The sequence below is a fragment of the Actinosynnema sp. NPDC059335 genome, assembly GCF_042752395.1.
Taxonomy (GTDB): Bacteria; Actinomycetota; Actinomycetes; order Mycobacteriales; family Pseudonocardiaceae; genus Actinosynnema.
Genome location: NZ_JBHYXZ010000068.1, coordinates 4,476 through 14,930, shown reverse-complemented (window position 1 = coordinate 14,930; position 10,455 = coordinate 4,476). Strand labels below are relative to the sequence as shown.

At 73.0% G+C, this 10,455-nt stretch carries 7 protein-coding genes; 2 read left to right on the top strand and 5 right to left on the bottom strand.

The window, feature by feature from the left end; translation table 11 throughout:
* Positions 1-178 precede the first annotated feature (178 nt).
* Positions 179-1,141, top strand: a complete 963-nt coding sequence (locus tag ACFXGA_RS21580) for a glycoside hydrolase family 11 protein (protein WP_378090553.1) — start codon at positions 179-181, stop codon at positions 1,139-1,141.
* A gap of 168 nt (positions 1,142-1,309) precedes the next feature.
* Here the strand turns inward: ACFXGA_RS21580 and ACFXGA_RS21575 are convergent, their stop codons facing one another.
* Complete coding sequence (locus ACFXGA_RS21575; RefSeq protein WP_378090551.1) at positions 1,310-1,849, bottom strand: hypothetical protein; 540 nt, start codon at positions 1,847-1,849, stop codon at positions 1,310-1,312.
* 187 nt (positions 1,850-2,036) lie between these two features.
* Here ACFXGA_RS21575 and ACFXGA_RS21570 point away from each other — a divergent pair, with 187 nt between their 5' ends.
* Positions 2,037-3,482 (top strand): MFS transporter, encoded by a 1,446-nt coding sequence (locus ACFXGA_RS21570; protein WP_378090549.1) that lies wholly within the window; start codon positions 2,037-2,039, stop codon positions 3,480-3,482.
* A gap of 61 nt (positions 3,483-3,543) precedes the next feature.
* On the opposite strand, the gene glgB is transcribed toward ACFXGA_RS21570, so the two are convergent.
* Genes glgB through ACFXGA_RS21550 form a run of 4 tightly spaced genes read right to left on the bottom strand, consistent with a single transcriptional unit; the run spans position 3,544 to position 10,311 of the window.
* Complete coding sequence (glgB, locus tag ACFXGA_RS21565; protein ID WP_378090546.1) at positions 3,544-5,316, bottom strand: 1,4-alpha-glucan branching protein GlgB; 1,773 nt, start codon at positions 5,314-5,316, stop codon at positions 3,544-3,546.
* The gene (locus ACFXGA_RS21560; RefSeq protein WP_378090544.1) at positions 5,313-6,623 is read right to left on the bottom strand and encodes an aminoglycoside phosphotransferase; all 1,311 of its coding nucleotides are present in this window, start codon (positions 6,621-6,623) and stop codon (positions 5,313-5,315) included. Before ACFXGA_RS21560 ends, glgB begins: the two co-directional genes overlap by 4 nt.
* Positions 6,620-8,344 (bottom strand): maltose alpha-D-glucosyltransferase, encoded by a 1,725-nt coding sequence (gene treS, locus ACFXGA_RS21555; RefSeq protein WP_378090542.1) that lies wholly within the window; start codon positions 8,342-8,344, stop codon positions 6,620-6,622. Before treS ends, ACFXGA_RS21560 begins: the two co-directional genes overlap by 4 nt.
* Positions 8,344-10,311: a maltotransferase domain-containing protein gene (locus ACFXGA_RS21550; RefSeq protein ID WP_378090540.1), complete on the bottom strand. Its 1,968-nt coding sequence runs from the start codon at positions 10,309-10,311 to the stop codon at positions 8,344-8,346. The genes treS and ACFXGA_RS21550 overlap by 1 nt, the downstream gene beginning before the upstream one ends.
* Between the last annotated feature and the right edge of the window lie 144 nt (positions 10,312-10,455).

The window sequence follows — 10,455 nt, the reverse complement described above, 5'->3', positions numbered from 1 at the left end:
GGCGGGGCCCCGCCCCCCGGGGGCCCCCCCCCCCCACGGCCGTTCACCGGGGCGCGGCGTCCGGGAAATCCGTTCGGCGAACCCGACCGGAAAGTTTCGCAAACTGTTGACACGCGCCGGCGGCCGACTTGATTCTATTTCACGTCGATCAGCAGCGCGGCTGAGAGGAATTTCGCCGATGTCCGGCAAGATCAAAGGCGGGAGATTGGTCCCGCTGACCGCGATCACCTTTTTGCTCATGGCGATCGTGGCGTCGAACGCCCAGGCGGCGGTCACCACGAATCAAGAGGGCACCAACAACGGCTACTTCTACTCGTTCTGGACCGACAGCCAGGGCACGGTCTCGATGGAACTGGGGTCCGGCGGCAACTACAGCACGTCGTGGCGCAACACCGGCAACTTCGTCGCGGGCAAGGGCTGGGCGACCGGCGGGCGGCGCACGGTGAACTACTCGGGCAGCTTCAACCCGTCCGGGAACGCCTACCTGACCCTCTACGGCTGGACCCGCAACCCGCTCGTGGAGTACTACATCGTCGACAACTGGGGCACCTACCGGCCGACCGGCCAGTACAAGGGCACGGTCACCAGCGACGGCGGCACCTACGACATCTACAAGACGACGCGGACGAACGCGCCGTCCATCGACGGGACGCGCACCTTCGACCAGTACTGGAGCGTCCGGCAGTCGAAGAAGACCGGCGGCACCATCACGTCGGGCAACCACTTCGACGCCTGGGCCCGCAACGGCATGAACCTCGGCAGCCACTACTACATGATCATGGCCACCGAGGGCTACCAGAGCAGCGGCAACTCCAACATCACGGTCGACGGGGTGCCCGGCGGCGGCACCCCCGGCACGGGCAACCCGGGCAGCGGCGGCTGCACCGCGACCCTCTCCGCGGGTGAGCGGTGGAGCGACCGGTACAACCTGAACGTGGCGGTCAGCGGCTCGTCCAACTGGACGGTGACGATGAACGTGCCGTCGCCCGCAAAGGTCCTGGCGACCTGGAACGTGCAGGCGAGCTACCCGAACGCGCAGACCCTCACCGCGCGGCCGAACGGCAGCGGCAACAACTGGGGCGTGACCATCCAGGCCAACGGCAACTGGACGTGGCCCTCGGTCTCCTGCGCCGCGAGTTAGCGCGGCAACCCACCGGTGGCGCGGCGGTCCCCCGGGTCCGCCGGGGCGGGGGGTGTTCCGGCAGCCGCCGCGCCGCCCGCGCGAACCACCGCCGCGTCGCGCCCCGGCCGCCCGGTTCCGCCCGGGCCACCGCCGCGCCGCGTCCCCGCGGCCCGACCTCCCGCCCCGTCACGTCCCCGCGTCCGCCACCCGACCGCGCTCGACCCACCGCCGGGTCGCGGGCAGCAGGAGCAGCACCAGCGCGGCCGTCGCGCCCGCGAAGCCGAACGGCACCGCCGCGAGGTCGGCGAACCGGACGAACCACGGCGTGGTGGCGGGGTCGAAGTAGGCGCTCAGGTCGTTCGGGTCGAGCGCGGCCCGGTCCCGCCAGCCGATCCGGGTCAGCGAGAACGCCGTGTAGAGCACGTGCGGCACGACGCCCACCAGCGCGAGCACCCGGCCCGACGGCCGACCGTCGAACAGGGCGACCACGGCGAACGACAGCAGGACCGCCGACCCGGCCATGACGACCAGCGAGGCGGCGTCGATCACCCAGGTGATCATGACGGCGAGCGAGGCGTTCATCGAGTCGTCCTTCGTGCCCGCGAGCGCGAAGACCTCGTCGGTGTCGGCGAACGTGTGCACGATGGTGACCGCGTCGAGGACGAACCCGATCGCGAGCAGGAGCAGGGCGACCGGCACGGCGGTCACGATCCGGGGCCTGGGCACGGTGACACCCTACGTCCCGTCCGCCCGGCCATTTTCCGACGCTATTCCGAACACCCGCCGAATACGTTAACTCCCGACAGCCGCGCGCATTTTCCCATCCGCACGGCCGCACCTCTGGATCGGTTCGCCCGCGATCAGGACAGTGGAGCTGCAATCCGCTCTCCAATCCGTCCGAGGGAGTTCGACGTTGTCCAGTGCAGCCGAAACGCGGGCCGGTCAGCCGGTCGCCGGCGGGGCGCGCAGCGGGCTGGTCCTGCTGCTGTTGTGCGCCGCCCAGTTCATGATCGTCCTCGACTTCTCCATCACCAACGTCGCCCTGCCGACGATCCAGACCGACCTCGGTTTCCCGGTCAACGACCTGCAATGGGTGGTCAGCGCGTACGCGCTGACCTTCGGCGGCTGCCTGCTGCTCGGCGGGCGGGTCGCCGACCTGCACGGGCAGCGGCGGCTGTTCATCGCCGGGCTGCTGGTGTTCGGCATCGCCTCGCTGTTCGCCGGCTTCGCGCAGGACGCCGTGCAGCTGGTCGTGCTGCGGGGTGCGCAGGGCCTGGCCGCCGCGTTCGTGGCGCCGGCCGCGCTGGCGTTGCTGACCACCTCGTTCCCGGAGGGCCCGGCGCGCAACCGGGCGCTCGGCGTCTGGGGCGCGGTCCTCTCGCTCGGCTTCGTCTGCGGCGTCATCGCCGGCGGCGTCCTCACCGACCTGCTCAACTGGCGCTGGGTCTTCTTCATCAACGTGCCCATCGGCCTGGTCACCGGCATCGCCGCCGTCGTGTTCATCGCGGAGGTCGCCCGGCCCGCCACCCGCGTCCGGCTCGACCTGCCCGGCGCGGTCACGGTCACGGTGGCGCTGATCAGCCTCGTCTACGGGCTGTCCGTGGCGCACACGCACGGCTGGCTCGGCGCGACGACGCTGACCGCGTTCGGGTTGTCGGCCGTGCTGCTGGTGGCGTTCGTGCTCATCGAGAACAAGGCGCCGCACCCGCTCGTGCCGCTGGGCATCTTCAGGCTCCGCGCCCTGGTGGTCGCCAACGTGACGAACCTGGCGCTGATCGGCGCGTTCGTCGGCTCGACCTACATCGTCACGCTGTACCTCCAGGTCATCGAGCGGTACACGCCGCTGCGCACGGGCCTGACGTTCTCGGTGCTCGGCCTGACCGCCATGCTCGCCGGGTTCGTCGCCGGGCGGATCTCGGCGAAGATCGGCTCCCGCGCCACCATGGTGCTCGGCGTGGCCGCGCAGGCGGTCGGCTCGCTGGTGGTGGCCACGTTGCCGGCCGGCGCGGCGGGGTTGGCCGCGGTGCTCGTCGGCACGGCCCTGGTCGGGTTCGGCAACATCACCGCGGTCGTCATGATCATCATCTCGGCGACCGCGGGCGTGCCCGACGACCGGCAGGGGCTCGCGGGCGGCCTGTTCAACACCTCGCAGCAGCTCGGCTCCGCGCTCGGCGTGGCGTTGTTCGCCGCCCTCGCGGTGGGCCGCACCGCGGGCGAGCTGCCGGCGGGCGCGTCCGTGGCCGACGCGCCCGCGGCCGCGCTGCTGTCGGGCTACCGGTTCTCGTTGCTGCTGTGCGGCCTGCTGGCCGTCGCGGCGGGCCTGTTCGCCGCCCTGGCCGACCGCCGCCGGGCGAGCTGATCACGCGCACGGAGAAGGGGCTCGCAGGACGGCGGCGTCCTGCGAGCCCCTTGTCGCGTGCTCAGGCCCGGACGAGCCAGACCGCGGACCGGGCGGCGAGCGCCAGCTCCGCCACCGGCCGCCCGTCGTCCGGCACGGCCACGACCGCCTCCGGGCCGCCGGCGCCGCCGAACTCCGGGTCCTCGGTGTGCAGCAGCACCCGCCAGACCCCGGCGGACGGCAGCGGCAGCCGGAAGCCCGGACGGGCCCGGTCGCCGAAGTTCGCCACGCACACCACCTCGGGCGCGCCGGGCGCGCACCGCGCGTACGCCACCACCGCGCGCTCGGGGTCGTCGTCCACCAGCCACCGGAAGCCGTCCGGCCGGTCGTCGGACGAGTACAGCGCCGGGTGCGCGGCCTGCGCCCGGTTCAGCGCGGCCACCAGCCGGCACAGGCCGGCGTGCACGGGGTCGGCCAGCAGGTCCCAGGCCAGCTCCCGGTGGTCGGCCCACTCGTGCGGCTGGCCCAGCTCGCCGCCCATGAACAGCACCTGGCCGCCGGGGTGGGCCCACATGTGCGCGAGCAGCACCCGCAGGCCCGCCGCGCCGCCGGTCTTGGCGATCAGCGAGCCCTTGCCGTGCACGACCTCGTCGTGCGAGAGGGGCAGCAGGTAGCGCTCGCTCCACGCGTACCGGGCGGGCAGCGTGAGCCGGTCGTAGTCGCCGTCGCGGAAGTACCGCAGGGTGTCGTGCATCCAGCCGAGGTTCCACTTGCGGTCGAAGCCCAGGCCGGACGGCGACGTGACGCCCGGCCACGTGGTGGACTCCTCGGCGATCAGCAGCGCGTCCGGGTGCAACCGGCCCACGGTCGCGGTCAGCTCCCGCAGGAACGCCACGGCCTCCAGGTTCTCGTTGCCGCCGAACTCGTTGGGCTCCCACTCCCCCGGACCGCGCGAGTAGTCGCGGTAGAGCATGGACGACACCGCGTCCACCCGCAGACCGTCCACGTGGAACTCCTCCAGCCAGTACAGCGCGTTGGCCAGCAGGAAGTTGCGCACCTCGGGCCGGCCGAAGTCGAACACGTAGGTGCCCCAGTCGGGGTGCTCGCCCCGACGCGGGTCGGGGTGCTCGTACACCGGAACGCCGGTCAGCCGCCCCAGCGCCCACTCGTCCTTGGGGAAGTGCGCGGGCACCCAGTCCAGGATCACGCCGATGCCGCGCCGGTGCAGCACGTCCACCAGGTGCCGCAGGTCGTCCGGGCCGCCGTGCCGGGCGGTCGGCGCGTAGTACGACGTCACCTGGTAGCCCCAGGAGCCGCCGTACGGGTGCTCGGCCAGCGGCAGCAGCTCCACGTGCGTGAAACCCAGCCCGGCGACGTGGTCGGCGAGCTGCTCAGCCACCTCCCGGTAGCCCAGGCCGGCCCGCCAGGAGCCCAGGTGCACCTCGTACACGCTGATCCGGTCGGGCCGGTGCCGCCACGCGCCGTCGGTCCACCGGTGCCGCGAGCGCGCCACCACGGACTCCACCGCGGGCGGCGGCGTGGTGCGGAACGCCATCGGGTCGGCCTTGTCGCGCCACGTGCCGTCCTCGCCCAGGATCCGGAACCGGTAGCGGTGGCCCGCCCGCGCGCCGGGCACGACGGCCTGCCACACCGCGATCAGCGGGTCGCGCGCCAGGTCCGCCTCGCCCCACTCGCCGCACACCCGCACCGCACGCGCGCCGGGCGCCCAGAGGGCGAAGCGCACGCCGTCACCGACGACGTGCGCCCCCAGCACCTCCCACAGCCGCTCGTGCCGCCCCTCGGCGACCAGGTGGCGGTCCAGGTCGGTGAGCGCCGGCGTGACGACGGCCGTCACGACGCCCCGCCGACCAGCGCCCGCACGGCCCGCAGCGGCACCGGCAGCCAGTCCGGCCGGTTCGCCGCCTCGTACCGCACCTCGTACAGCGCCTTGTCGAGCTGGTAGGCGCGCAGCAGCGCGCCGGCGGCCCGCAGGTCGACGCCGGACTCGCTGGCGTACCCGGCGAGGAACGCGCGTTGCGCGTCGTGCGCCCAGTGCCGGGCGCGCCGCTCGTCCTCCACCGTCCAGTTCGTCGCGGTCAGCCGGTGGTGCCCGGCCACGTAGTCCAGCGAGCGCAGCATCCCGGCCACGTCGCGCAGCGGCGAGTCCGGGAGGGACCGCTCGGCGGGCGGCGCGGACGGCTCGCCCTCGAAGTCCAGCAGCACCCAGCGGCCGTTGCTGCGCAGCACCTGGCCCAGGTGCAGGTCGCCGTGGACGCGCTGCACCTCGCCGGGCTCGGCCGCGCGGACCCGCTCGCCCAGCGCCACCCGCAGCGCCGCGGCGTACGGCCGCAGCGTCGGGGCCAGCTCCAGGGTCTCGGCCAGGCGGGTCAGGAACCGGTCGGCCAGCGCCCCGTGGTCCGCGGGCGCGGCGCCGAGGGCTCGGCCCAGGTCGCTGTGCACGGCGGCGACGGCCACGCCGAGGCGGCTCAGCTCCCCGACGAGGTCCAGCTCGCGGGGCGTGCCGGTGAGCGTGTGCCCGAGGTCGGCGCGGGCGGCCTCCCAGCCCTCCACGCCACCGTCCACAAAGGACTCGACCAGGCCGAGCGTGTCGGTGCCGTCGAGGGTGATCGAGCCGAGCAGCCGGGGCACGTACAGGCTGTCGCGCAGCACCCGGTGCAGGGCGAGGTCGGGGTTCTCCCCCGGCCACACCCGCCGGAACACCTTGAGCACGCTGTGCCCGCCGATCACCAGCGACGTGTTGGACTGCTCCACGCCCATCGGCCGCACGTCGCCCGCCCGCTCCGGCAGGTCCACGCCCGGCTCGGGCCGGAACGCCACCGCGCCCGCGGTCCCGGCCTGGGCCACCAGCTCGTACAGGCGGCTCACCAGCTCGGGGTCGGCGAGCGCGTCGTAGTGCGCCTCGCCGCCCGCGAACCCGATCACCGCGTCGACCAGGCCCGCGGGCAGGTCGGCGCGCACGCCCACGGGCACGTGGAACCGGCCGTGCGCGGTGGACACGACGGCGATCACGCCGCGCACCGGGCCGTCCGCGAACGGCTCGACGCGCTCGACCGCGACCTCCCCCGCGTCCTCGGCCGGGAACCACCGCTGCCGCGGCAGCCACTCCGCGAGGCCCGGCAGTCCGGTTGTGGCAGTGGTCATCGCGCAGGCACCTCCGTGTGGATCGCGAACCAGTAGAAACCGTGACCGGGCAGCGTGATCTGGTACGGCGCCACGCCGATGACCGGGAACTCCACCCCGCCGGTCAGCTCGGTCAGCTCGTGCCCCCGGAACTCGCGCAGGTCCAGCTCGACCGCCTGCGGGTGCCGGGACAGGTTGTTGACGCACAGCACGATGTCCTGGCGGCCGTCCTCGGACACGTGCTCGCGCAGGAACGTCATGACGGCGGCGTTGCCGGACGGCAGCTCGCGGAAGCCGCCGAGCCCGAACGCGGTGTGCCCGCGCCGGACGTCGATCATCCGCTTGGTCCAGCGCAGCAGCGAGCCGGGGCTGTCGATCTGCGCCTCGACGTTGAGGCTCTGGTACCCGTAGACCGGGTCGGCGATCACCGGCAGGTAGAGCCGGCCGGGGTCGCCCGCGCTGAACCCGGCGTTGCGGTCGGGCGTCCACTGCATCGGGGTGCGCACGCCGTCGCGGTCGCCGAGCCAGATGTTGTCGCCCATGCCGATCTCGTCGCCGTAGTAGAGCACCGGCGAGCCGGGCAGCGACAGCAGCAGGGCGGTGAACAGCTCCTGCTGGTTGCGGTCGTTGTCCAGCAGGGGGGCCAGCCGCCGCCGGATGCCGATGTTGGCCTTCATCCGGGGGTCCTTGGCGTACTGGGAGTACATGTAGTCGCGTTCCTCGTCGGTCACCATCTCGAGCGTCAGCTCGTCGTGGTTGCGCAGGAAGATGCCCCACTGCGCGCCGGACGGGATCTCCGGCGTGGCCGCGAGGACCTCCGAGATCGGCACCCGCGACTCCTGCCGCACGGCCATGAAGATGCGCGGCATCAGCGGGAAGTGGAACGCCATGTGGCACTCGTCGCCGCCGACGCTCGGGTCGCCGAAGTAGTGGACCACGTCGGCGGGCCACTGGTTCGCCTCGGCCAGCAGCACGCGGCCCGGGTACTCGTCGTCCACGACCTTGCGGCACAGGCGCAGGAACTCGTGCGTCTCCGGCAGGTTCTCGCCGTTGGTCCCCTCGCGCTCGAACAGGTACGGCACGGCGTCCAGCCGGAAGCCGTCGATGCCGAGGTCGAGCCAGAACCGCAGGACGTCGAGCATCGCCTCCTGCACGGCCGGGTTGTCGTAGTTGAGGTCGGGCTGGTGGCTGAAGAACCGGTGCCAGTAGAACTGCCCGCGCACCGGGTCGTAGGTCCAGTTCGACGACTCGGTGTCCACGAAGATGATGCGGGCGTCGGCGTACTTCGAGTCGTCGTCGCTCCACACGTAGAAGTCGCCGTACGGCCCGTCGGGGTCGCGGCGCGACTCCTGGAACCAGCGGTGCGAGTCCGACGTGTGGTTGAGCACCAGGTCCGTGATCACCCGGATGCCGCGCCGGTGCGCCTCGTCCAGCAGGTGGACGAAGTCCTCGATCGTGCCGAACTCCGCGAGCAGCGCCCGGAAGTCGCGGATGTCGTACCCGCCGTCGCGCAGCGGCGAGTCGTAGAACGGCGGCAGCCACAGGCAGTCCACGCCGAGCCACTGGAGGTAGTCCAGGTGGTCGGCCAGGCCGCGCAGGTCGCCGGACCCGTCGCCGTTGCTGTCGCTGAACGCCCGGACCAGGACCTCGTAGAAGACGGCGGACTTGTACCACTCCGGCTCCACGCCGATGGGCGTGGCGACGAGCGGCGACTCGCCGCTGGGCAGCAGTCGGCGCGGCATCAGGCCCTCACCGCCACGACGTGCGCCACCGCGTGCGCGGGGTCGAGCCGGACGTAGTTGCGCGCGCCCCAGTCCCACGTCTGGCCGGTCACCTCGTCGTGCGCGGTGAACGCGGGCGGCACGCCCAGGGCGGCGAGGTCGGGGGTCAACGTGCCCTCCTGCGGCTGGTCGGGGTCGAGGGTCACCACGGCGAGCACGGTGTCGCCGGTGGCCGGGTCGCGCTTGGAGAACGCCACCAGCGCGGGGTTGTCGACGGCGTGGAACGTCAGGCCGTCCAGGGACCACAGCGCCGGGTGCGCGCGCCGGACGCGGTTGAGCAGGGTCAGCCACGGCTCCAGGGACGCGCCGGCGGCCCGTGCGCGGGCGTAGTCGCGGGGCCGCAGCTCGTACTTCTCCGAGTGCCGGTACTCCTCGCTGCCGGGCGCGACGGCCTCGTTCTCGTACAGCTCGAAACCGGAGTACACGCCCCACGTCGGCGACAGCAGCGCGGCCAGCGCGGCGCGGATGGCGAACATCGCGGGCCCGCCCTCCTGGAGGTGCCGCGGCAGGATGTCCGGCGTGTTCACGAACAGGTTCGGCCGGGCCTCGTGCGCGTGCTCGACCAACTCCCGGCCGAAGCCCTCCAGCTCGGCCTTGTCCGTGCGCCAGGTGAAGTAGGTGTAGGACTGGGTGAAGCCGAGCCGGGCCAGGCCGTACAGCCGCGCGGGCCGGGTGAACGCCTCGGCCAGGAACAGCACGTCCGGCCGGTCGCGGTGCACCTCCTCGATGAGCCACGCCCAGAAGTCCGGCGGCTTGGTGTGCGGGTTGTCGACCCGGAAGACGCGCACCCCGTGGTCCACCCACAGGTCGACCACGCGCAGGATCTCCGCGTAGAGGCCCTTGGGGTCGTCGTCGAAGTTCAGCGGGTAGATGTCCTGGTACTTCTTGGGCGGGTTCTCGGCGAACGCCACGCTGCCGTCGGGCAGGCGGGTGAACCAGTCGGGGTGCTGCCCGACCCACGGGTGGTCGGGCGCGCACTGCAGCGCCAGGTCGAGCGCCACCTCGATGCCCAGCTCGGCGGCCCGCGCCACGAACGCGTCGAAGTCGGCGAACGTGCCCAGCTCGGGGTGGATCGCGTCGTGGCCGCCGTGGGCGGAGCCGATCGCCCACGGCGAGCCGACGTCGCCCTCCAGCGCGACGAGCGTGTTGTCCTTGCCCTTGCGGTTGATCTCGCCGATGGGGTGGATCGGGGGCAGGTACACCACGTCGAACCCCATCGCGGCGATGCGGTCCAGCTCCCGCGCCGCGGTGCGGAACGTGCCGTGCACGGGCCGGCCCTGCGCGTCCACGCCGCCCGTGGAGCGGGGGAAGAACTCGTACCAGGAGCCGAAGGCGGCCTTCGGCCGGTCCACCCACAGCCGGTGCGGCACGCCCTCGGTGACCAGCTCGCGCACCGGGTGCTCGTGCATCTCGGCGAGCACGGCCTCGTCCAGGGCGGCCGCCAGCCGGTCGGGCAGCGGGAGCGCCCCGGAGCGCAGCCGGACCGCCGCGTCGCGCAGCAGCACGCTTCGCGCGTCCCCGGCCAGCGCCGCGCGTTCCAGCAGCCGCGCGCCCAGCTCCAGGTCGTTGGCCAGCTCGGCCGCGCCCTGGCCGGCGCCGGTCTTGGCGCGGATCGCGTGCAGCCACGTCGACCAGGGGTCCGACCACGCGTCGACCCGGAACTCCCACTCCCCCACCGCGTCCGGCACGATCACCGCGGACCAGCGGTCCGCGCCCGCGTCTTCCAGGCGCATCCGGGTGCTCCGCCACGCGCCGTCCGGGCCGCGCCACCGCACCGTGGCGGCGACCGCGTCGTGGCCCTCGCGCCACACCGCGGCCCGCACCGGCACGTGCTGCCCGACCACGGCCTTGGCCGGCCTCGCCCCCGACGACACCGCCGGGGAGACGTCGTCGACGACCAGTCTCCCCACCGTCGCGTCATCCATCATCAGGTCCACCTCTCGGACTTTTTTCCGTGGGCTTTCGGCACTCCCCGCCCACCCATCCGAGAATGACCCGGCATTAACCACGAAACCATCAGCCCGGCACCACTCGGAAAATTCGACGTAGTAGCCCGGAATGCACTGGACCCC